The organism is Streptomyces sp. Tek67B01, assembly GCF_055231995.1.
The window spans coordinates 158,032-178,790 of sequence record NZ_JBUYUY010000002.1 but is presented as its reverse complement, the minus strand read 5'-3'; the positions used below and the strand labels follow the sequence as shown (position 1 = coordinate 178,790).

Here is a 20,759-nt window from a genome sequence, read left to right as displayed (position 1 = left end):
CCGGAAGGGCCGGCGGGACGGTGCGCCCCCGCGCACGGTCCCGGTGGGTGGGCGGGCCCCCTCGGCCCGCCCACCCGTGCCCTACCGGTCCTGGAGCAACCGGGTCACCGATCCGTTCTCGAACACTTCACGGGCGGCGCCCGCGATGAGCGGGGCGATCGACAGGACGGTGACCTTGTCCAGTCCGAGGGCCCCGGGCACCGGCAGGGTGTCCGTGAAGACGAACTCGCTGACCCGCGAGTTCTTCAGGCGGTCCGCGGCGGGGCCGGACAGCACCCCGTGCGTGGCCGCCACGATGACGTCCCGCGCGCCCTGTGCGAAGAGGGCGTCGGCGGCGGCACAGATCGTGCCGCCGGTGTCGATCATGTCGTCGACGAGGACGCAGTCCCGGCCCCGTACGTCACCGACCACCTCGTGGGCGGTGACCTGGTGGGCCACGTCCTTGTCGCGCCGCTTGTGGACGATGGCCAGCGGAGCGCCCAGCCGGTCGCACCACCCGTCCGCCACCCGGACGCGGCCTGCGTCCGGCGAGACGACCGTGAGGTTCGCGCGGTCGGCCTTGGCCCCGATGTGGTCCGCGAGGACCGGCATCGCGAACAGGTGGTCCACCGGCCCGTCGAAGAAGCCCTGGATCTGGTCGGCGTGCAGATCGACCGTCAGGATGCGGTCCGCGCCCGCGGTCCCCAGCAGGTCCGCCACCAGGCGGGCCGAGATGGGCTCGCGGCCACTGTGCTTGCGGTCCTGGCGGGCGTATCCGTAGAACGGCAGGATCACCGTGATGCTGCGGGCGGAGGCCCGCTTCAACGCGTCGATCATGATGAGCTGTTCCATGATCGCCTTGTTGATGGGGGCGGTGTGGCTCTGGATGACGAAGCAGTCCGCGCCGCGCACGGAGGCGTGGTAGCGGATGTAGATCTCGCCGTTGGCGAAGTCGATCGCCTTCGTCGGGACCAGGGTCGTACCCAGCTCGGCCGCGACGGCCTCCGCCAGCTCGGGGTGCGCACGTCCCGAGAACAGCAGCATCTGTCCGGAGCCGCTCACGCGGAACCGGCTTCCGCCAGCGTCGGGTAGTCGGTGTAGCCGCGGTGGTCGCCACCGTAGAAGGTGGTGGTGTCCAGCGCGTTGAAGGGGCCGCCGGCGCGCACGCGCTCCGGCAGGTCCGGGTTGGCCAGGAAGGCCGCGCCGAACGCGACGGCGCAGGCGACACCGGCCTCCAGCGCCTCCTCGGCCGTCTCGGCGGTGACCGGGACGCCCAGGTTGTCCGGGTGCGGGGACAAGACGATGGTGCCGGTCCACTGTGCGCGCAGCGCCTCGGTCTGGCTGCGGTTGCCGCCCTCCAGGACGTGCAGGAACGCCACCGGCGGCAGGGCCGCGACGAGCGCCTCGTACAGGGCGGCGGTGTCGCCCTCGGCGATGTCGTTGTACGGGTTGGCGGGCGAGACGCGCACGCCTACGCGGTCGGCGCCGATGCGCTCGGACACCGCCTCGATCACCTCGACGGCGAAGCGGACGCGGTTCTCGATGGAGCCGCCGTACCGGTCGGTGCGCCGGTTGGTGTTCTCCGCGAGGAACTGGTGGAGCAGGAAGCCGTTGCCCGCGTGGACCTCGACGCCGTCGAAGCCTGCCTCGATCGCGTTCTGCGCGGCGTCCGCGAAGTCCTCGACCGTCTGCGCGATCTCCTCGACCGTCAGCGCGTGCGGCTCCTGGTAATCCAGCGCGCCCTCGGGGCCGAAGCACTGACCGGCCGCGGTGACGGCCGACGGCGCGACCGACTGGTGGGCGCTCGGGTACAGGGACGGGTGGCCGATGCGGCCGGCGTGCATCAGCTGGGCGACGATCAGGCCGCCGGCGCGGTGCACGGCGGAGGTGACCTGCTTCCAGGACTCGGTCTGCTCCTGCGAGTACAGACCGGGGCTGTTCATGAACCCCTGGCCCACGACGCTGGGCTGGACGCCCTCGCTGATGATGAGGCCGGCGCCGGCCCGCTGGCCGTAGTAGGTGGCCATCAGTTCGGTGGCGAGCCCCTCGGGCGTGGCACGGTTGCGGCTCATGGGCGCCATGACCAGGCGGTTGCTCAGGGAGAGCTTCCCGAGGGTGACCGGCTCGAACAGCTTCTCGGACATCGTGTGTCTCCTCATGGAGGTCTTTGCGTGGTGCGGACGTACGGCAGCGGAGCGGGGTGGGCCGTGTCAGCGGCCCGCGCGTTCGGCGAGGTGCTCGGCGTGGGCGACGGCGAGACGGCCGGCGGCCTCGGCGCAGGAGGCGAGGACGGCCATGTTGGCGCGCGCCGAGCGTCCGTCGGTGGCCGCGTCGACGGCCCGCATCAGGTACTTGGTGATCCCCTGGCCGGAGACCCCGTCGGCGGTGGCCCGGGCGACGGCGGCGCGGATGGCCGTGTCGACCTCGGTGGAGTCGATCGCGTCCTGCTCCCTGACCGGGGTCGTGATCAGGAAGGAGCTGTTGTTGCCGAGCGCCCAGTGGGCCTCGACGGCGCGGGCGATGACCCGCTCGTCGTCCAGCCGGTGGGGCGCCCGGTGGCCGCTGGTGCGGCAGTAGAAGGCGGGGAAGTCGTCCGAGCGGTAGGCGACGACCGGGACGCACTGCGTCTCCAGGTACTCCAGCGTCAGCCCGAGGTCGAGGATCATCTTCGCCCCGGCGCAGACGACCGCGACCTTGGAGCGGGTGAACTGGATGAGGTCGGAGGAGACGTCCCAGGTCTCCTGCGCGCCGCGGTGGACGCCGCCGATGCCGGCGGAGGAGAAGAACGCGATGCCCGCGAGTTCGGCCGCCACGACGGAGGACGCCACGGTGGTGGCGCCGGGACCGCCCTTGGCGAGGACGAGGGGCATGTCCCGGCTGGAGACCTTGGGGATGTCGGGCAGGGAGGCGAAGCGCTCGATGTCCGAGTCGGACATGCCCACGCGGATCTCGCCCGCCTCGATGCAGATCGTCGCGGGTACGGCGCCGCCGGCCCGCACCGCGTCCTCCACCTTGCGGGCGGTGGCCGCGTTGTCCGGGTAGGGCAGACCGTGCGTGATGACGTTGCTCTCCAGGGCGACGACGGCCGCGCCCTCGTGGAGGGCTTCACGGACTTCCTCGGTGTAGACGACGGGGATGCCGCTGCTTGCGCTCATCGAAGGTCTCTCACTTCTCGTTCCAGTAGCCGGGCGGCTTGACCAGCAGGTCCCGGCGGGCCGCTATCTCGGTGAGGACGTGGGCTTCCCAGTCCTCGGGTTCGACCGGCTCCAGCGAGATCGAGACGGTGTCCTCGCCGGTGGCGAAGGTCCGCGTCACCGCGGCGGTCACCGCCTCGTCGATCGCCCGGAGTTGTTCGGCCGTGAAGTCTCTCGGGTAGTGCCGGACGTGGATGTGGGGCACGGACTCGGGTCCTCTCCAGAGCGGTGGCGGACGGGTGGCACACCGAGGACGGGGGAGACCTCGGTGTGCCACCGCCACTCCCGGCCCCCACCGGGGGGGTTCGGTGGGGCGGGAAGTCGGGGAGGAGCTCCGTCGGGTCAGGCGTCGACGGGCTCCCGCGCGCTCGCTCTGGCCGCTTGCCTCCTGGCCCGGCCGGGGCGCGGCTGGGCCAGGACGACGGCGGCGACCACGGTGAGGGCGCCGACGAGCTGGAGCGGCGACAGGGCCTGGTCGAGTACGAAGTACCCCAGCAGGGTGGCCGCGAGCGGCGAGGCGAAGCTCAGGAAGGAGACGGCGAGCGCGGGCAGCCGCTCCATGCCGCGGAACCAGATCGCGTAGGCGAACAGCGCCCCGATGATGCCGAGGTAGGCGAAGCCCGCGAGGTTCTTGCCGGTGATCGTGTCGGGCAGGCCCTCGCCGATCAGCGCGACCGGCAGGAGCACGAGGCCGCCGACGGTGAGCTGCCAGCCCGTGAAGGTCAGCAGGCCCACGCCTTCGGGGCGGCCCCAGCGCTTGGTCAAGACGATGCCGGAGGCCATGCTGAGCGCGCCCAGCAGACCGGCGATGACACCGGTGGAATTGAGGCCGGCGTTCGGTTGGAGGACCAGCAGGGCCACCCCGGCGGCGCCGAGCGCGCAGGCGACCAGGTGGATCTGCTTGATCTTCTCCTTGAGCAGCAGGGCGCCCAGGAGCAGCACGATCATCGGCTGGATGGACATCACCAACGCCGCGACGCCGCCCGGCAGGTGGTACGCCGCGACGAACAGCAGGTAGAAGAAGGCGCCGATGTTCAGGACGCCGAGGACCAGCGCACGCCACCACCACATGCCGCGCGGCAGCGTCCGGCCGATGAGTACGAGGATCAGGCCGGCGGGCAGCGCCCGCAGCAGGGAAGCCAGCAGCGGCCGGCCCTCCGGGAGCAGCTCGGTGGTGACCAGGTACGTCGAACCCCAGATGGCGGGTGCGAGCGCGGTCAGCGCCGAGTCGCTCAGCGCGCGGCTCCTCATCGGACCACGGCCGAGTCGGTCGTGCCGAAGAAGCGGTCGCCGAAGTCGCCGACGCCCGGGATCATGAACGCGTTCTCGTTGAGCCGTTCTTCGACCGACGAGGTGACGATCTTGACGGCGGGGTGCTTGGCGTGGACCGCCTCGATGCCCTCGGGCGCGGCGAGGAAATTCACGAACACGATGTTCTCCTCGCGCACGCCCGCTTCGAGCAGCAGCTCGAGGGCGGCGTTGGCGCTGCCGCCGGTGGCGAGCATCGGCTCCAGGAGCAGCACCTGTCGTCCCGCGATGTCGTCGGGCAGGTTCTGGTAGAGGTGGTGCGGGAGCTTGGTGGTCTTGTCCCGCTGGATGAGTATCTTGCCGACGCGGATGTCGGGTACCAGGGCGCGCAGCTCGTCCACCATCGAGTCGCCGGCCCGGATCACGGGCACGGCGCACAGGTTCGGCGTGAACTTCAACCCGTCGAAGGTCTCGCCGACCGGCGTGATCACTTCCTGCTTGTCGAACGGCAGCAGGTCCAACGCGGCTTCGAGCAGGAGGCGGATGATGCGGCGGGAGTAGAAGACGAAGTCCGCGCGCGAGGCGTCGCGGTCTCGGATGATCGTGTGCATCGCCCGCAGCTGGTTGGTCTGCGGCAGCGGGTGGAGGTTGTGGGGGCCGGTCGCCATGAGAACCTGCTTATCGTCGGTCGGTGCAGACGGGCTGCGGCCGGGGCCCGGCGGGGGGTTGCCCCGGGCGGCCGCGACTCGGGGTCGGGGTGTGCCTCGGTGTCAGGCGCTCTCGCCGGCGATCTCGGCGAACGCCTTGCGCGACTCGGCCACGAACTTGGCGACCTTGGCGCGGTCCTTGCGGCCGTCGGCGCCTTCGAGGCCCGTGTGGGCGTCGACGGCGGCGGGCTTGACGAAGCGGATCGCGTCGGCGACGTTCTCCGCGTTCAGGCCGCCGGCCATCATCAGGGGCTTGGGGGAACGGCGCACGAGCTCGGCGCTGACGTTCCAGTCGTGGGTGAGGCCGGTGGCGCCCTTGGCGCCGGTGGCCGGGTTGAAGGTGTCGGTGATGAACATGTCCACCGCGTCGGCGACGTCGTCGACGAGCTGGAGCAGCTCCTCGGCGTTGTCCTCCTTCACGACCAGGCTCTTGAGCACGTACAGGTCGGGGCGGTTGGCCTTGAGCTTGCGCAGCTGCTCCGGTTCCACGTCACCGTGGAGTTGGACGGCCTTGACACCGAGCTGCGTGGTGAAGGCGCTGATCTCGTCGGCGTCCGTCATGTAGCTGATGAGGACGCCCTCCTGGGGGGTCGTCAGGCCGCCGATGATCTCCGTCGCCGCCACCTCGGAGATGTCGTCCTTGCCCGACGGGAGGCGGAGCGGGAAGCCGAACCAGTCGACGCCTTCCTCGGCCAGCAGAGCGGCCTCATCGGCGTCGATGATCCCGGCGACCTGCACCAGATCCTTCACGTCACTCATGTGTGATTCCTTCTTGAGGTGAAGCCGATTGAACGGAACATGGGCGGGCATTGGTACGAGAGGACGTGCCCCGGTATGACGGCTTTCGTTACGCGTCGCGGGATGCTCTCCAAAAGCCTCGTTGGTCCCCATCCATGGGTCAACGGGCTCTATGTCAGATCCGTGTCAACCTTCGCCAGGTCTGTGTCAGAGACCGTCAGGTATCGGCCGACTGCCCCCGTTCTCAAGGCCGTTGGGCCAAAGTGAACCGCGAAGGCGATCAGCGGCCGCGCCGGCGCAGGAGGACGATCCCCCAGGCGGCCCGGCGGCGCAGCAAAGTGGACAGGGGCGGTCCGGGATGGCACGGCGCGGGGTACACCAGCTCGGGGAACCGGAGGGCGGCCCACTGCCGCGCGTCGCGTACGGGTTCCCGCAGCGGCCCGCCGCGTGCGGGGGCGAGATGGCCGGTGATCCCGGTGCTCACCACTTCACTCCGGTCAGCTCGGCGAGGCGGTCCCCCGCGTCCCACACGACGTGGAAGGCGATGTGGTCCAGCCGCCAACCGGCCTCCGTGCGCACGGCGCGGGCCTGGCAGTACCCGCCCACCTCGAAGGGGGCCGAGGGCCCGTCCCCGGGCCCGTGGAGGTGCCGGGTGAGCTGCTGGACCCGCAGCGTGGCCCGGTCGCCGTCGAGGCGGACGTCGTGGTTGGCGCTGATGTGGTGGGTGCGCGACCAGCGCGCCCCGGCCTCCCGGCGCAGCACGGCGAAGCCCTCGACGCCCGTGCAGGTGCCGATGGGAAAGGCGAAGGTGGCGTCCTCGGTGAACAACTCGTCGAACGGCACCACGTCGTGCCCGGCCGGGCCGCCGGTGTCGAGGGCGCTGACGTAGCGGTCGAAGAGGTCCCGCAGCTCGGCTCGGTCGCGCAGGACCCGTACCTGTGAGGAGAGATCCGCGATCTCGTCGTGGATCGATGGCATGGCCGCTCCTGGTTCGAGACGTCGGGTGTGGATCGGGCGGCCCGTGGATCAGGCGGGCCGTGGCGTGGGCGGGTTCTCCCGCCAGGTGTGCGCGCCGCCGAAGGCGCGGTGGCGTTCGGGGCGGTGCCAACTCGCGGGGGCCGGCCCGGCGCCCGCCGTTCCGCCGTAGTGGCCCTCGTAGGCCGCGGCCCGGGCGAGTACGACGGCGGTCAGGGCGGCGAGTTCGTCGGCGTCGGGCAGGCCCCGCACCACGTGGATCAACCGGCCTGGATCTTCCCTGCTCACAGGGTGCTCCTCCTCTCGTGACGGCCGCCGGTCAGACCGCGGTGTCGCCGGCCGCTGCCACAGCCGGGAGCAGCCCGAAGGCGCCCTGCGTCGTGTGGACCCGAGCGCCCGGCAGGATGCGCCGGACCAGGCCGCCGAGCACCCGCCCGGGCCCCACCTCCACGAACCGATCGGCGCCGGAGGCGGCGAGCGTCGCGACGGCTTGTGTCCAGCGCACCGGGCTGGTCAGTTGGCCGCGCAGCGCGACGACCGCGTCGGCGGCCGTCCCTATCCGCCCCCCGGTGACGCTGGAGACCAGCGGCAGCACCGGGTCACGGAAGGTGGTGGCGATCAGGGTCTCGGTGAACTCCGCCTCCGCCTCGTGCAACAGGCTGGAGTGGAAGGGCCCGTCGGACCGCAGCGGCCGCACCCGCGCCCCGGCCGCGCGGGCGGCCTCGGTGAGGTGGGACACCGCCTCGACCTCCCCGGACACCACCGTCTGGCGGGGTTCGTTGTCCCCGGCCACCTCGACGACCCGGTCCGTCGCCGCACGCGACTCGGCGCACAGCCGCACCAGGTCCCGTCGGCTCAGCCCGATGACGGCCGCGGTGGCGCTGCCGACCCGGTCGCCGACGGTGGCGACGAGTTCGCTGCGCAGCCGGACCAGCCACAGCGCGTCGGTCCACTCCAGGACTCCCGCGGCGACCAGGGCCATGTACTCGCCGAGGCTGTGCCCGGCGACCGCGCACGGCTCCAGGCCCTCGCCGCGCAGCACTTCCAGGGCCGCCAGGCTGGTCAGGAACAGGGCCGGCTGCGCCACCAGGGGGTCCTCCAGGTCCCGGTCGGAGCCGTCCCGGCAAAGCCGGGCCAGGGGGATCCCGAGCAGGTCGTCGGCCGCCCGGAAGTAGGTGTCGGCGAGCTCCGGGCGCCGGGCGAGCAGCTCTCTGCCCATGCCGGCGCTCTCGGAGCCCTGGCCCGGGAAGACGAAGGCGGTACGGGTCATCCGGTCACGTCCTTATCTGCGGTCAACCGGCGAGGGGCGTACGGTCCGGCCAGGGGGCGGACGCACCGCACGCGGCGCCTCCGGCGGCCAGCCAGCTGTCGGGAACCCAGCGGACGTCGACCACCGCGGGAGCGGTCCCGACCACCGCCACGGCGGCGGCGTGGGAGGTGTCGGCGGGAATGCCGACCATGGTCCAGTCGTCGGGGTGCCGGTCGTGGTCGATGCCGAGGTAGTCCTCGGCGGGGGAGCGGCTCAACCCTGTCCCGAGTCCCTTGAGAAACGCTTCTTTTCTGGTCCAGATCTGCCCGAAGAGCTGTCGACGCGCCTCACCGGCCTCGGCCCGCGCGATCTCCTGTTGCTCGTCCGGGTGCAGCGCCTTCGAGCAGATGTCGACGGTCTCCACACCGGGCAGCTTCTCCACGTCGACGCCGAGCGGCACCGTGCCCACACCCACCAGTGCGACTCCCCCGCTGTGCGAGAGGGAGTAGTGCAGCGGTGGCGGCGGCGGGGACATCGCGGGGCGGCCGTGCGGTTCGCCGCAGCCGGGGCAGGGCTCGCGCATGAAGCGCACGTCCTGCGGCATCGTCTGCGTGTAGCGGCCGAGCAGCCGGCGCACCGCCACGTGGGCGGCGGCGTACAGCAGGCCGTCGGAGCGCCTGATGAAGGCGTCGGTGCGCTTTCGTTCCTCCGCGTCCAGCTCCGCGAGGGCCAGCGCTTCGGCGTCGGCCCCGGTGGGGCGGCGCACCAGCCACAGGTCCACCCGGTCCGGGGAGAGGGTGAAGTCGGCGTCGGGCAGGTCGAGGTGGTTCACGACCGGGCGGGCGGTCGCCCGCAGGGTGGTCGTCGTCATGCCGGCACCGGTGCCCCGTGCAGGTGCGACTCCGGACCGAACTGTCCGACGAGGCAGTCGATGAGCTCCTGCGCGCTGTTCGCCGTCAGCAGCCGCTGGAGGTTCAGGTCGACGCCCAGCACCGCCTCCATCCGGTACTGCAGTTCGATGCCGGAGATCGAGCCGATGCCCAGGCAGCCCATCGGGCGGCCCGTCGTGTCCACGCGGTGCGGTTCGATGCCGAGGATGCGACCGAGCTCCTCCCGGACGTACTGCTCCAGCATCCGGGTGCGCTCGCGCCTGCCGACGGTGTGCAGCAGGGTGACGTCCGGCGGGCTGATGTGGATCAGCCCGGTATCCGTCTCGTACGTGTGCGACATGTGAAGTGTGGTCATGATGCTTTCCGGGTCACGGCGTACGGGTGTCCCCGTACGCCCGGGGGCGGGAAGGAAGGGAAGTCGTTCGCGGCGGGTCAGGGCGGTGAGGGCGACGCCCGCGCCGGTCAGGCCGACGGCCGTGACCAGCCCGAGCGCCGCGTCCCGGTCCACCGGGTACAGCGCGGCCACGGGGACGACCGTCAGGGCCGCGCCCAGTTGGACGCAGGTCTGGTAGAGCCCGCCGGCCGACTGCCGGCGTTCGGGCGGCAGGCCGCCGGTCGCCTGGAGGTGCAGCGCGGTGAAGGCGAGGACGAAGGCGGCGCCGACGCAGCCCGTCGCGGGCAGCAGGTCGGCGAAGCCCGGCCCGGGGTGGGCGGCCCGCGGGTAGAGCGCGTAGCCGATCGGCGCGGCCACGGCGCCGGCGGCGACCGCCCGGGCGGGCCCGAGCCGGTGTGCGATCCGCGCGGAGTGCAGGGCGCTCAGCGCGAGCGGGGCGCCGGCCGGCAGGAAGGCGAGCGCCGTCCGCCAGGGGGTCGAGCCGGCCCGGTGCAGGTCCGATGCGGCCACGAGCAGGAAGGCCACGTACGAGCCGTTGAGCGCGGCCGCCCCGATCGCGGAGCGCACCAGGGGTGCGTGCCGCAGCAGTCCGGCGTCGAACAGGGGGCGCGGGGAGGCACGTTCGGCCGCGACGAAGACGGCCCCCGCCACCAGCGCCCCGGCGAAGGCGGCGCCCGCGCGGGCGGGTTCCCGGCCGGCGCCCACGGCGCAGGAGAGCCCGTACAGCGTCAGCGCCACCGCGCCCGCCAGGGCGAGGCCGGCCGACAGCGCCGGGCGGCCGGTCCCCGCCGCCGGCCGCGGGACGGTCCCGTCGCGCGGGATCACCCGTAGGCCCGTGGCGAGCAGCAGCAGTGCGACGGGGGCCGGGAAGACGAGGGTCCAGCGCCAGTCGATGCCGGTGAGCAGGCCCGACAGCAGCAGGCCCGCGCAGAACCCCGCGGCGCCGAAGAAGGAGTACAGCGAAACCGCCCGGCGTCGGGCGGGGCCCTCGGGGACGGCGGAGACGAGGATGGCGAGTCCGGTGGGCGCGGTCAGCGCGACGCAGCCGCCCTTGACGATCCGGGTGGCGATGAGCACGGCCGCGCCGTCGGCGAGGGCGCCGGCCAGCGAGGCCGCGGCGAAGAGCAGGAGGGCGCCGAGGTAGACCCGGCGGCGGCCCAGGCGTTCGACGAGCCGGGCGCCGGGCAGCACGAGCGCGCCGAACCCGGCGGCGAAGGCGCTGACCGTCCACTGGAGCGCGGGCACGGACAGCCCGAGCCCGTCGCCGATGTCCGGCAGCGCCACGAGGGTCGCCGACACCTCCAGGGCGTCGACGAGCATGTTCGCGGAGAGTACGGCGACCAGGGCCCAGTGGGCCCCGTCGCCGCGGGCCGCGCCGTGCCCGGTGCCGGCCGGGGAAGTGGTCGAGGACTGCATGCTCTCGTTTCGACGTGAGGAGCGGGGGACGTGAAGGGCGGTCCGGCCGGGGAGGGTTCCCCGGCCGGGCCGCCCGTCGCCGGCGTGGCGTGGCGTGGGTGTTTCACGCCGGCGGCTCTGGGGGGCGGCACGCGGCGGCGGCGGTCAGCCGAGCAGCGTTCCGCCGGTGGCGTCGACGAACGACCCGGTGATCCAGCGGGCCTCGTCGGTCGCGAGGAAAGCCACCACATCGGCGATGTCCTCCGGCTCTCCGACCCGGTTGAAGGCGGATAGCGCCGCCATCTGTTCGACGGCCTCGGGGATGTCGAACACCGGGTTTCCGTTGCGGGTGATGCCGGGGGCCACGGAGTTGATGGTGATGTTCCGCGGGCCCAGGGACTTCGCGAAGTGCAGGGCGAGCTGTTCGAGCGCGCCCTTGCTCATCGCGTACGCGATCTCGTCCGGGTTCGCGAACCGGGTCAGGCCGGAGGAGATGTTGACGATCCGGCCGCCGTCGGGCATGTTCCGCAGCGCCCGCCGGATCAGGAAGAACGGGGCCTTGGCGTTGACGGCGAAGATCCGGTCGAAGTGCTCGGGGGTGATCTCGGCGATGCCGGTGCCGCCCATCACGCCCGCGTTGTTCACCAGGATGTGCAGGTCGGTGCTGCCCGTCCGTTCCAGCAGCCCCTCCTCCAGGTCGGCGAAGAGGCCCTCGACGTCCCCGTCGACGCCGAGTTCGGCGCGGATCGCGAAGGCGCGTCCGCCGTCCCGCTCGACGGAGGCGACGACCTCGTGGGCGGCCGCCTCGTCCGAGGCGTAGTGGACGGCGACGAGTGCGCCCTCCTGCGCGAGCCGCCCGGCGACCGCGCGGCCCATGCCCCGGCTGGAGCCGGTGACCAGCGCGGTACGGCCGGTGAGCCGCTCCGTGCCGCCGCTCCGCTTGCCCGCCGGCGGCGCGGTCCGGGTCGTCCGCGGCGCGTCCGGCGACGTGGTGGCCGCCGGTGACGCGGCGGTCGGCGCGGCCGGGCGGGCGGTACGGGGCGACGCGGGCCCGAACCAGCGTTCCAGGGCGTCCGTGACGCCCGGCTCCCCGGCGCCGCCCGACCAGACGACGTACCCGTCCGGCCGGATCAGCAGGGCGCCGCCCGCGTCGCCCGCGTCGCACGTGTCGCCCGCGTCGTCGGCCTGCGCGGCGGTGGCGAGGCGCACCCGGTCCGTCCAGGGCTTCGCCACGGCGCGCAGCTCCTCCCGGCGGCCCTCGTCGCCCGCCGGCAGGAGCAGCAGCCCCCGGCCCGAGCGCAGCAGCTCGAAGGTGGTGGTCGTGCCGTCGCCGGTGACCGCGCCGCGCCGCGGGGCGCGCAGGCCCAGCGCGGGACCGTCGCCGGGGCCGGACTGGTATCGGACGTCGAGGCCGCAGACGGCTCCGGCGAGGTGGGTGCGTACGTCCTCGTGTCCGGTGAGTTCCGCGAAGACCTCCCGCACGGCGTCGACCTCGGGGCCGCCGAGCAGCAACAGTGCCTGGGTCCTGACGTTGCTCTGGACGGCCTGTCCGACGGCGTGCCGTTCCTCGTGGTAGCTGTCGAGCAGCGCCTCGGAGCCGTGTCCGGCGAGCAGCGCGGACAGCTTCCAGCCCAGGTTGAAGGCGTCCTGGAGACCGAGGTTGAGGGCCTGACCGCCGATGGGCATCTGCTGGTGCGCGGCGTCCCCGGCGAGCAGGACCCGGCCGCGGCGGTACTGCTCGGCCTGCCGGGAGGCGTCACCGAAGGAGTTGACCCACCGTGGGGTGCCGGAGCCGATGTCCTCGCCGGTGATGCGCTTCCAGGTGTCGGCGACCTCCTCGAAGGAGGGCTGTCCGGCGCGCGGAGCGGTCCCGAACTCGTGCACCATGACGCGGGTGACGCCGTCGGGGCGTCGGGCGGCGATGGCGAGGCCGTGTTCGAGGCGTTCGAAGCGGCGGGCCGGGATGTCGATGCCCGCGACGTCGGCGCGCAGCAGTTCGCGTTCGGCGTCGGTGCCGGGGAACGCGAAGCCGCCCAGTCGGCGTACGGCGCTGTTCTCGCCGTCGCAGCCGACGGCGTACTCGCCGCGGATGGTGAGCCGCGTGCCGTCGTCGGTGCGTACGTCGGCGACGACGCCGTCCTCGGTGACGGTCAGCCCGGTCAGTTCGTGCCCGCGCCAGATGTCGGCGCCGAGGTCGGCCGCCCATGCCCCGAGCACTTCTTCCAGGCGGGTCTGCGGGACCTTCCACTGGCCCGGGTAGGGCGTGGGGAGGCGGAGGTCGAGGGGGATGCCCCCGAAGTGGCCGGCCGGATCGTGCGGGATGTCTTCCAGGCGGTCGAGCAGGCCTCGGGTGTCGAGGATCTCCATGGTGCGGGCGTGCAGCGTGGAGGCCCGCGATTCGGTCGTCGGCGCGGTGAGCTTTTCGAGGACCACCACGTCCGCGCCGGCCAGCCGCAGCTCCCCGGCGAGCAGCAGTCCCACCGGTCCCGCGCCCACCACGATCACCTGGGTGTCGGTGTAGTCCCCAGCCATGATCAGTCCTTGGTCTCGGTGTGTTCGGTGTGTTCGGTGTGTTCGGCTCGTGCGGTGCCGTTGCCGCTGCCGTTCCCGGCGCGGTTCTCGGCGTGGGCCTTCGCGTGGCCGAGCGTGGCCAGGCTGTTGGTGCCGAGGGCGGTGCGCACGTACTGCCGGGCGTCTTCGACGCTCGCCCCCTCGCCGAGCACCGCGGCGATGTTCGCGGTGTTCAGGGTCACCGTGTGCTGCGAGGACGCGGTCACGCCCCCGTCGTCCTCGGTGAAGGTCCAGTACCCGGTGTGCAGGGTCATCAGGGCCGGGAGGGTGGTCTGCTTGTAGGCGATCCGGGTGTGCGGGAACGTGACCCGGTACGACTTGGTGGTGTGGAGCGAACCGTCCTTGGCGCGGGTGTCCATCTCCAGTTCCTGGAGTCCGGGGGTGTCCTCGGTCAGCCGTACGGTCGCCACGTGCGGCAGCCTCTCGGGCCACAGCCCGGCCTCGTTGACGAAGTCGTAGACGTCCTTGGCGGAGCCGTCGACCCGGACGCTGTCCTCGAAGGAGAACGTCAGGTCCTCGGCGGCGTGTGCCAGCTCCAGGTTGGTCTTCAGCGCGGCCAGTTCGGAGCGGGAGTTGCGGTCGACGGCCTTGTCGATCCACGCGAGACCCGCCGGATCGTCGTCCACGGCACGGTAGTCGTGCAACAGCCTGACCCGCGAGGTGTCGGCGGAGAGCGCCTCGACGACCCATGCCCCGCCCATCGCGGCGACCGGTGGGGCCGGGAGTTCCTGGCGGAAGGTGACGCGCAGGGCCTGCGGGTCCAGGGTGCGGCGGGAGGTCCAGTTCTTGGCCTCGCCGTTGGCGGTGGCCCAGATGCGGATGTGCTCCTCCCCGGCGCCTTCGGCGATGTGGTCGACGTAGATGGTGGGAGGGAAGATCCGGGGCCAGTTCCGGACCTCGGCGATCAACCGGTAGACGGCGGTGGCCGGGGCCGAGACGGTGATCTCGTGCTCGACTTCGCGCAGGCCGGGCTGCGACATGCTGATGGCTCCTTGAGGCTGGGGCTCGGGAGGGTCGGGGCGGTTCGGAGTCAGAAGTTGCCGAGGCCGCCGCAGACGTTGAGGGCCTGGGAGGTGATGGAGGCGGCGCTGTCGGAGGCCAGGTAGCCGACGAGGCCGGCGACCTCCTCGGGGGTGGAGTACCGGCCGAGGGGGATCTTGGCCTGGAACTTCTCCAGGATGGCGTCCTCGCTGGAGTTGTAGGCGGCGGCGTACCCCTGGCGCACGCGCTGGGCCATGGGCGTCTCCACGTACCCCGGGCACACGGCGTTGACGGTGATCCCGGTGGGGGCGAGTTCGTTGCCGAGCGCCTTGGTGAAGCCGACCACGCCGTGTTTGGAGGCGGAGTAGGGGGCGCCGAGGACGACGCCCTGCTTGCCGGCGGTGGAGGCGATGTTGATGATCCGGCCGCGCTTCTTCTCGCGCAGGCCGCCGGTGGTCAGCGCCTCGCGGGTGACGCGGAAGACGCTGTTGAGGTTGGTGTCGATGACGTCGTGCCACAGCTCGTCGTCGATGTCGGCGGTGACCCCGCCGCCGGAGCGGCCCGCGTTGTTGACGACGACGTCGATGGGGCCGAAGCGGTCGACGGCGGCCTGGATCCAGGCGCGGACCTCGTCGGTGGAGCGGACGTCGACCACGGCCCCGGAGACTTCGAGGCCCTCGTCCTGGAGCAGCTTTACGGTCGCGGCGACGTTGTCGGCGCTGCGGGCACCGATGAACACCCGGTGGTCCTGGGCGCCCAGCAGTCGGGCGACGGCCAGGCCGATCCCACTGGTGGCACCGGTGACGACGGCGACCTTCCGGTCCTGATCCGACATGTGTGTGTTCTCCAAGGGAAGCTGGGGGAATCCGGGGGGGGCGGCGGCCGCCGCCCCGACGGGTGCGGTCGGCCGCCGTGGAAGAGGCGCCCTACGCGTCGACGAGGGCGGCGGCCCGCAGGGTCGCGTTGACGGCCGCGATCAGCGCGCGGGGCGTGCAGTTGTCGGCGAAGATGTCGTCGTCCAGGGTGATCGCGAACTCGCGCTCGATCCGGCCGCCGGTCTCCAGCAGCGCCAGCGACTCGTAGCCCAGGGACTCGAAGTCGGTGTCGAGGATGTCTCCGTCGAGGTCGACCTCCTCGTCGGCGCCGGCGCCGTCCAGGAGGATGCGCTTGAGGTCGTCGAAGGTGAATTCGGTGGTGGACAAGGTGGGTCCCTTCGTGGGTGGCCGCGCCCGGGAGGACACGGCGGGGGGCGTTGTCGGGGTGGCGGTTCAGGGGCCCGCTGGCGGGGTCCGGGCGGGTCCGGGCAGCGGGTGACTACGGCGGTCGGCCGTCAGCGAGCGGCGGTCGGCGGCCCGTCAGTCGACGGCGCGGAGGATCACCGCGGAGTTGAAACCGCCGCGGCCTCGGGCGAGGACCACGGCGGTGCGCACCGAGGCGGTCCTCGGGCGCACGGCGACCAGGTCGAGGTCGTAGGCGGGCGACAGTTCCACGTTGGTGGTCGGCGGGATGAGGCCCTCGTGCATGGAGAGCACCGCCGAGACGACGTCCACGGGAGCCGCGCCCGCGCCCAGCCGTCCGGTCGTCGTCTTGGGGGCGGTGACGGGAACCCCGCGCGGACCGAACACGCTGGTGATGGCCTCGGCCTCCTCGCGGTCGAGCCGTTTGGTCCCCGCGGCGTCGGCGAAGACCACGTCGACCTCGGCGGGATGACAACCCGCGTCGGCGAGCGCCGTGTCGATGGCGCGGCGCAGGCCCGGCTCGCGCCCGCTGCCGGGCCGGGGGTCGAAGGTCGCCCCGTATCCGGCGAGTTCGCCGTAGACGGTGCGGGCGCCGCGGGCCAGGGCACTGTCCTCGTCCTCCAGGACGAGCAGGGCGCCGCCCTCCCCCGGTACGTAGCCGGACGCGTCCTCGTCGAAGGGCAGGTATGCGCGCTCGGGTTCGGTGCGGGTCGACATCAGGCCGCCGGCGAGCTGGGCCGCCCAGCCCCAGGAGGAGATCGGGGCGTCGAAGCCGCCGGTGGCGGCCAGTTTGCCGCCGGCGCGGATCTGGCGCCGGGCCTGCGCGAGGGCGTCGAGGCCGCCGGCGTGGTCGCTGACGACGACCCCGGAGGGCCCGTACAGGCCGTGGCGGATGGAGACCTGCCCGCTGTTGACGGCGTAGAACCAGGCGAAGGACTGGTAGGCGCTGACGTGGTTGGCGCCCCGGCCCCAGAGCTTGCGCAGCTCGTTCCCGCCGAACTCGACGCCGCCGGACCCGGCCGCGGTGACCACGCCCATGCGGTACGGGTCGATGTCCCCCGGCGCCACGCCCGCGTCGGCGAAGGCGTGGTCGGCGGCGGCCAGCGCGAGCTGGGTGACCCGGTCGGTCTGCGGTACGAGCCGTCCCGGCAGTTGTTCCTTGGCGTCGAAGCCGTGGATCTCGCCCGCCAGGCGGGAGGGGTAGGAGGAGGCGTCGAAGCGGGTGACCGGGCCGATCGCGTTCTTGCCGATCCGGGTCGCCGCCCAGAAGTCCTCCACGCCGAGCCCGCTGGGGGCGGCCACCCCGATGCCGGTGACCAGGGTCCTGGCACTCATGCGGTCCTCCTGTCGGGGCGGGTCAGCACCATCGCGCTGTGGAACCCGCCGAATCCGCTGCCCACGGTGAGGACGGCGTCGGTGCGGTGTTCCCGCGCGCGCAGCGGTACGTAGTCGAGGTCGCACTCGGGGTCGGGAGTGCGCAGGTTGGCGGTGGGCGGCACCACGTGGTGCCGCATCGCCAGGACGGAGGCGGCGATCTCCATCGAGCCGACCGACCCGAGCGAGTGCCCGATCATCGACTTGATGGAGCTCATCGGGATCCGGTAGGCGTGGTCGCCGAGGGCCAGCTTGTACGCGGCCGTCTCGTGCAGGTCGTTCTGCCGGGTGCCCGAGCCGTGCGCGCTGACGTAGTCGACGTCCGCGGGGCGCAGGTGCGCCGCGTCCAGGGCGACCGTGACGGCCTCCGCCAGTTCGCGCCCGTCGGGGCGCAGGCCGGTCATGTGGAAGGCGCTGGAGCGCGCCGCGTGTCCGGCGATCTCCGCGTAGACGTGCGCGCCGCGCCGGCGTGCGGCCGCCAGCTCCTCCAGGACGAACACCGCGGCGCCCTCGCCCAGGACGAAGCCCTTGCGGGAGGCGTCGAAGGGGCGGGAGGCGGTGCCCGGCGCGTCGTTGTACGGGGTCGTCGCCTTGATGGCGTCGAAGCAGGCCAGGGTGATCGGCGTGATCGGGGCGTCGGTGGCTCCGGTGACCATGACGTCGGCGCTGCCGTCGCGGATCAGGTCCGCGGCGTGCGCTACCGAGTCGATCCCCGAGGTGCAGCCAGTGGAGACCGTGGTGACGGGGCCCTCCGCGCCGACGGCCCAGGCCACCTCGGCGGCGAACGAGCTGGGCACGAAGTGGTCGTAGAGGTCGGGCGAGGCGTAGGTGTGGTCGACCACGGCGAGCCGGCCGTCGTGGCTGACGGCGCGGTACTCGCGGTCGAGCGCGCCCACGGCGCCGACGCCGGTGCCGAGGCTGACACCGGTGCGGTGGGGGTCGAGGCCGGTGAGGGCGAGCCCGCTGTCGGCGAACGCCTCGCGGGCCGACACCACGGCGAACTGGGCCGCGCGGTCCATGCGGCAGATCTCCCGCGGGGTCAGCCCGTGCGCCCGCGGGTCGAAGTCGATCTCGGCCGCCACCCGGGAGCGGAACGCGGAGGCGTCGAAGAGGCTGATCTCCCGCGTCGCCGTGCGCCCTTGGCTCAGCAGGCGCCAGAAGGCCCCGGTGCCGGTGCCTCCCGGCGCCAACACTCCGACCCCCGTGATCACTACCCGGCGAACCACCGGTACGGCCCTCCCCTCGTGTCGGCGTGGCGGCGACTCACTCGGACGCCTTCCAGTCGTAGAAGCGCGTGGCCATGGCGTCGGCGGGGGTGCGCCAGGTCGCCGGGTCGTACGGCTGGATGAACGGCAGCAGGTCGTGGCTGATCTTCATGAAGCGGGGGTCGTTGCGCGATTCCTGGATGCGCCGGCCGCCGTCGTCCTCGGCGAAGTCCTGGAGGTGGAAGTAGAGGCCCTTGTACATGAACAGCCGACGGCGCAGGGTGCCCATCCGCTCGGGCATGTCGGTCTTGTCGAACTCGGCGAAGAGTTGGGCCACTTGATCGCTGGACATGCTGTCCATCCGGGCCACGATCAGGTTGCTGTGCGTCATCGGGTCTCTCTCTTCCGTGCGTCGGGGAGTGGTTCAGGGGTGGTACAGCCGGATGAAGTCCGCCACGCCGTCCGCGATGAGCGCGTCGGCCTCGGCGCGCGGCACGGGCAGCGCCCCGAGGAAGGACCGCTGGACGACGCCGGAGGGAACCAGCAGGATGAACCGTTCCGCCGCCTGGTCGGCGTCGGGGATGTCGAGCAGTCCGCGGGCGGCGACGCCCCGGAGTCTGCGGGCCAGTTCGCGGCGGGCCTGGCGGGGGCCGGCCGCCTGCCACTTCTCGACGGCGCCGGCCGGCAGCCGGGTCACCTCGGCGCTGACGTGGCGGACGATGGCGAAGTGTTCGCGGAACGCCTCCAGCGGCGCCAGCCAGGCCCGGCCCAGCGCGATGAGGTCCTGCTCCAGGTCGGTGATCTCCGCCAGGCAGCTCTCGGCGACGGCCGCGAGGGCGGCCGCCACGGAGACGGAGCTGTCGAGCAGCACGCGCTCCAGCAGGTGTTCGTGGTCGGGGAAGCACCGCCGCACGGTGTCCGTCGGTACGCCCGCCTCGACGGCCGTGGCCTCGGCGGTGCAGTGTCTCCAGCCCTCGCGGGCCAGTACGGTGCGGGCCGCCCGGACGATGGCGCGGCGCTCTTCGGCCGCACCGTCCGGCGGCCGGGGGGTGCGCTCAAGGGTGGCCGGCGGCAGGGCCATGTTCGGGGTCCTCCTCGTGACGTGCTCGGCCGGCCGGCGGGTCCGCCGGCCGGCAAGTGGTGCGGGGCGTCAGGGAGTGCCGAACCAGCGTTCCAGCGTCATGGGCAGGTCGTGGTGGCTGCCGGGCGCCGCCCAGGCCACGTAGCCGTCGGGACGGATCAGCAGTGCCGTGGTGTCGCGCAGTTCCCCGTCCGCCGGGTCCCCGAGCGGTTTCGCGGTGACGATGTCGACCCGATCCGCCCAGGCCGCGGCCCGCTGCCGCAGCCGCGGGTTGTCCGCGAGGTCGAGGAGCACGCCTCGGGCGGGGTGCAGCAGCTCCGTGCTGGAGGTCGCGCCGCCCGGGCCGACCAGTTCCAGGCGCGGCATGCGCCGGCCCAGCAGCGGATGGGTGCCCGTGCCCACGTCGTAGGCGATCTCCAGGCCGCTGACCATGGCGGCGAGGTGGCGGGCCACGCCCTCGTACGCCATGAGTGCCCCGAGCGTGTCGCGCAGCGGCTGCACTTCGGCGCCGCTGAGGAACAGCAGCCCCTGGGCGCGGGTGTTCATCAGCAGTCGGCGGCCGACCGGGTGCCGCTCGTCGTGGTAGCTGTCGAGCAGGGCCGGCGGAGCGTGGCCCCGTACCTCCGCGGCGAGTTTCCAGCCCAGGTTGACGGCGTCCTGGATGCCGGTGTTCATGCCCTGGCCGCCCGCGGGGAGGTGGATGTGGGCCGCGTCGCCGGCCAGCAGCACCCGGCCGCGCCGGTACTCGCCGGCCTGCCGGGCCGCGTCGCCGAAGGCGCTCACCCACACCGGCTCGGCGGCCGATATGTCGTCGCCGGTCAGCCGCTGCCAGGCGGCGGTGACCTCCTCGAAGGGCGGCGGGCCCTCGCGCCGGCGCGGCGGTGTGCCACGTTCGCAGACGATGATCCGGGTGATGCCGCCGGGCAGCGGCCCCACCATCACCATGCCGCCGGGCAGCGTCTCGCCGATCATGCGGGGCTTGAGGTCGACGCCCTTGACGTCGGCGAGGTACATCTCCATCGTGGCGGCCGTGCCGGGGAAGTCGAACCCGGCCGCCTTCCGCACGGTGCTGCGCCCGCCGTCGCATCCGACGAGGTAGCCGGCGCGCAGGGTGTGCGTCCCGGCGGGGCCGCGCACCTCCACCTCGACGCCGTCGCCGTCGTCGCGCACGGAGAGCACCTCGTGGCCGCGCCGGACGTCGGCCCCGAGACCGGTGGCCCATTCCTCCAGTCGGGTCTCGGTGACGGACTGCGGCACCGCCTTGGCGGCGCGGCAGGTCGTCTCCCCGAGCACCCCGAAGTCGAGCGGGAGGCCGCCGAAGTGGCCGAGCGTGCTGGTCTCGATCTCGCCGAAGCGGGACAGGAGGCCGCGCTGGTCGAAGGTCTCCAGGGTGCGCGCGGTGAAGCCGAGTCCGCGCGATTCCCCCGTACGCCGTTCCAGCCGCTCCAGAACGACGACGTGGACCCCCGCGAGCCGCAGTTCGCCGGCGAGCGTCATTCCCGTGGGTCCGGCGCCGACGACGATGACCGGTGCGTCCATC

Annotated in this window: 22 protein-coding genes; all 22 read right to left on the bottom strand. The window is 72.9% G+C overall.

Features of this window, described 5'->3' with window-relative positions:
- Window positions 1-81: 81 nt before the first annotated feature.
- The 22 genes from ACV7NM_RS34305 to ACV7NM_RS34200 all read right to left on the bottom strand — a co-directional run bounded on the left by ACV7NM_RS34305 (window position 82) and on the right by ACV7NM_RS34200 (window position 20,758).
- Window positions 82-1,023, bottom strand: coding sequence for a ribose-phosphate diphosphokinase (locus ACV7NM_RS34305; protein WP_463414481.1), 942 nt, complete (start codon window positions 1,021-1,023; stop codon window positions 82-84).
- A gap of 14 nt (window positions 1,024-1,037) precedes the next feature.
- Window positions 1,038-2,123: an alkene reductase gene (locus ACV7NM_RS34300; protein ID WP_463414317.1), complete on the bottom strand. Its 1,086-nt coding sequence runs from the start codon at window positions 2,121-2,123 to the stop codon at window positions 1,038-1,040.
- A 66-nt stretch (window positions 2,124-2,189) separates the two neighbouring features.
- A complete protein-coding gene (locus ACV7NM_RS34295) occupies window positions 2,190-3,134 on the bottom strand; it encodes a pseudouridine-5'-phosphate glycosidase (RefSeq protein ID WP_463414316.1) in 945 nt (314 codons plus the stop codon).
- Window positions 3,135-3,144: 10 nt separating this feature from the next.
- A complete protein-coding gene (locus ACV7NM_RS34290; protein ID WP_463414315.1) occupies window positions 3,145-3,378 on the bottom strand; it encodes a tautomerase family protein in 234 nt (77 codons plus the stop codon).
- A gap of 137 nt (window positions 3,379-3,515) precedes the next feature.
- Entirely contained in the window at window positions 3,516-4,424 is a 909-nt protein-coding gene (locus ACV7NM_RS34285; RefSeq protein ID WP_463414314.1) for an EamA family transporter, read from the bottom strand.
- Window positions 4,421-5,089: a uracil phosphoribosyltransferase gene (gene upp / locus ACV7NM_RS34280; RefSeq protein ID WP_463414313.1), complete on the bottom strand. Its 669-nt coding sequence runs from the start codon at window positions 5,087-5,089 to the stop codon at window positions 4,421-4,423. The genes ACV7NM_RS34285 and upp overlap by 4 nt, the downstream gene beginning before the upstream one ends.
- Before the next feature lie 102 nt (window positions 5,090-5,191).
- The gene (locus tag ACV7NM_RS34275) at window positions 5,192-5,887 is read right to left on the bottom strand and encodes a phosphoribosylanthranilate isomerase (RefSeq protein WP_463414312.1); all 696 of its coding nucleotides are present in this window, start codon (window positions 5,885-5,887) and stop codon (window positions 5,192-5,194) included.
- Window positions 5,888-6,146: 259 nt separating this feature from the next.
- Entirely contained in the window at window positions 6,147-6,350 is a 204-nt protein-coding gene (locus tag ACV7NM_RS34270) for a hypothetical protein (protein WP_463414311.1), read from the bottom strand.
- On the bottom strand, window positions 6,347-6,844 hold the full coding sequence (locus ACV7NM_RS34265) for a nuclear transport factor 2 family protein (protein ID WP_463414310.1): 498 nt from the start codon (window positions 6,842-6,844) through the stop codon (window positions 6,347-6,349). Before ACV7NM_RS34265 ends, ACV7NM_RS34270 begins: the two co-directional genes overlap by 4 nt.
- Before the next feature lie 48 nt (window positions 6,845-6,892).
- Window positions 6,893-7,129, bottom strand: coding sequence for an acyl-CoA carboxylase subunit epsilon (locus ACV7NM_RS34260; RefSeq protein WP_463414309.1), 237 nt, complete (start codon window positions 7,127-7,129; stop codon window positions 6,893-6,895).
- Between the two features lie 31 nt (window positions 7,130-7,160).
- Entirely contained in the window at window positions 7,161-8,111 is a 951-nt protein-coding gene (locus tag ACV7NM_RS34255; protein WP_463414308.1) for an ACP S-malonyltransferase, read from the bottom strand.
- Between the two features lie 22 nt (window positions 8,112-8,133).
- Entirely contained in the window at window positions 8,134-8,961 is an 828-nt protein-coding gene (locus ACV7NM_RS34250) for a 4'-phosphopantetheinyl transferase family protein (RefSeq protein ID WP_463414307.1), read from the bottom strand.
- Window positions 8,958-10,790: an MFS transporter gene (locus ACV7NM_RS34245; RefSeq protein ID WP_463414306.1), complete on the bottom strand. Its 1,833-nt coding sequence runs from the start codon at window positions 10,788-10,790 to the stop codon at window positions 8,958-8,960. The genes ACV7NM_RS34250 and ACV7NM_RS34245 overlap by 4 nt, the downstream gene beginning before the upstream one ends.
- A gap of 144 nt (window positions 10,791-10,934) precedes the next feature.
- The gene (locus ACV7NM_RS34240) at window positions 10,935-13,301 is read right to left on the bottom strand and encodes an SDR family oxidoreductase (RefSeq protein ID WP_463414305.1); all 2,367 of its coding nucleotides are present in this window, start codon (window positions 13,299-13,301) and stop codon (window positions 10,935-10,937) included.
- A gap of 2 nt (window positions 13,302-13,303) precedes the next feature.
- Window positions 13,304-14,320 (bottom strand): aromatase/cyclase, encoded by a 1,017-nt coding sequence (locus tag ACV7NM_RS34235; RefSeq protein ID WP_463414304.1) that lies wholly within the window; start codon window positions 14,318-14,320, stop codon window positions 13,304-13,306.
- A gap of 50 nt (window positions 14,321-14,370) precedes the next feature.
- Complete coding sequence (gene fabG / locus ACV7NM_RS34230; RefSeq protein ID WP_463414303.1) at window positions 14,371-15,156, bottom strand: 3-oxoacyl-ACP reductase FabG; 786 nt, start codon at window positions 15,154-15,156, stop codon at window positions 14,371-14,373.
- Between the two features lie 91 nt (window positions 15,157-15,247).
- Window positions 15,248-15,523, bottom strand: a complete 276-nt coding sequence (locus ACV7NM_RS34225) for an acyl carrier protein (protein ID WP_463414302.1) — start codon at window positions 15,521-15,523, stop codon at window positions 15,248-15,250.
- Window positions 15,524-15,676: 153 nt separating this feature from the next.
- Entirely contained in the window at window positions 15,677-16,894 is a 1,218-nt protein-coding gene (locus tag ACV7NM_RS34220) for a ketosynthase chain-length factor (protein ID WP_463414301.1), read from the bottom strand.
- Window positions 16,891-18,159, bottom strand: coding sequence for a beta-ketoacyl-[acyl-carrier-protein] synthase family protein (locus ACV7NM_RS34215; RefSeq protein ID WP_463414300.1), 1,269 nt, complete (start codon window positions 18,157-18,159; stop codon window positions 16,891-16,893). Before ACV7NM_RS34215 ends, ACV7NM_RS34220 begins: the two co-directional genes overlap by 4 nt.
- A 37-nt stretch (window positions 18,160-18,196) precedes the next feature.
- The gene (locus ACV7NM_RS34210; protein WP_463414299.1) at window positions 18,197-18,529 is read right to left on the bottom strand and encodes a TcmI family type II polyketide cyclase; all 333 of its coding nucleotides are present in this window, start codon (window positions 18,527-18,529) and stop codon (window positions 18,197-18,199) included.
- Window positions 18,530-18,562: 33 nt separating this feature from the next.
- Entirely contained in the window at window positions 18,563-19,219 is a 657-nt protein-coding gene (locus tag ACV7NM_RS34205) for a TetR/AcrR family transcriptional regulator C-terminal domain-containing protein (protein WP_463414298.1), read from the bottom strand.
- A gap of 69 nt (window positions 19,220-19,288) precedes the next feature.
- Window positions 19,289-20,758 (bottom strand): FAD-dependent monooxygenase, encoded by a 1,470-nt coding sequence (locus ACV7NM_RS34200; RefSeq protein WP_463414297.1) that lies wholly within the window; start codon window positions 20,756-20,758, stop codon window positions 19,289-19,291.
- Window position 20,759: the final 1 nt, after the last annotated feature.

Excerpts from the sequence above, each read along its gene's own strand:
- ACV7NM_RS34305 (WP_463414481.1), bottom strand. The coding sequence starts at position 1,023 with ATGCTGCTGTTCTCGGGACGTGCGCACCCCGAGCTGGCGGAGGCCGTC.
- fabG (WP_463414303.1), bottom strand. The coding sequence starts at position 15,156 with ATGTCGGATCAGGACCGGAAGGTCGCCGTCGTCACCGGTGCCACCAGT.
- ACV7NM_RS34200 (WP_463414297.1), bottom strand. The coding sequence starts at position 20,758 with ATGGACGCACCGGTCATCGTCGTCGGCGCCGGACCCACGGGAATGACG.
- ACV7NM_RS34235 (WP_463414304.1), bottom strand. The coding sequence starts at position 14,320 with ATGTCGCAGCCCGGCCTGCGCGAAGTCGAGCACGAGATCACCGTCTCG.
- ACV7NM_RS34250 (WP_463414307.1), bottom strand. The coding sequence starts at position 8,961 with ATGACGACGACCACCCTGCGGGCGACCGCCCGCCCGGTCGTGAACCAC.
- ACV7NM_RS34210 (WP_463414299.1), bottom strand. The coding sequence starts at position 18,529 with ATGACGCACAGCAACCTGATCGTGGCCCGGATGGACAGCATGTCCAGC.
- ACV7NM_RS34265 (WP_463414310.1), bottom strand. The coding sequence starts at position 6,844 with ATGCCATCGATCCACGACGAGATCGCGGATCTCTCCTCACAGGTACGG.
- ACV7NM_RS34300 (WP_463414317.1), bottom strand. The coding sequence starts at position 2,123 with ATGTCCGAGAAGCTGTTCGAGCCGGTCACCCTCGGGAAGCTCTCCCTG.
- ACV7NM_RS34205 (WP_463414298.1), bottom strand. The coding sequence starts at position 19,219 with ATGGCCCTGCCGCCGGCCACCCTTGAGCGCACCCCCCGGCCGCCGGAC.
- ACV7NM_RS34240 (WP_463414305.1), bottom strand. The coding sequence starts at position 13,301 with ATGGCTGGGGACTACACCGACACCCAGGTGATCGTGGTGGGCGCGGGA.
- upp (WP_463414313.1), bottom strand. The coding sequence starts at position 5,089 with ATGGCGACCGGCCCCCACAACCTCCACCCGCTGCCGCAGACCAACCAG.
- ACV7NM_RS34255 (WP_463414308.1), bottom strand. The coding sequence starts at position 8,111 with ATGACCCGTACCGCCTTCGTCTTCCCGGGCCAGGGCTCCGAGAGCGCC.
- ACV7NM_RS34220 (WP_463414301.1), bottom strand. The coding sequence starts at position 16,894 with ATGAGTGCCAGGACCCTGGTCACCGGCATCGGGGTGGCCGCCCCCAGC.
- ACV7NM_RS34295 (WP_463414316.1), bottom strand. The coding sequence starts at position 3,134 with ATGAGCGCAAGCAGCGGCATCCCCGTCGTCTACACCGAGGAAGTCCGT.
- ACV7NM_RS34245 (WP_463414306.1), bottom strand. The coding sequence starts at position 10,790 with ATGCAGTCCTCGACCACTTCCCCGGCCGGCACCGGGCACGGCGCGGCC.
- ACV7NM_RS34285 (WP_463414314.1), bottom strand. The coding sequence starts at position 4,424 with ATGAGGAGCCGCGCGCTGAGCGACTCGGCGCTGACCGCGCTCGCACCC.
- ACV7NM_RS34275 (WP_463414312.1), bottom strand. The coding sequence starts at position 5,887 with ATGAGTGACGTGAAGGATCTGGTGCAGGTCGCCGGGATCATCGACGCC.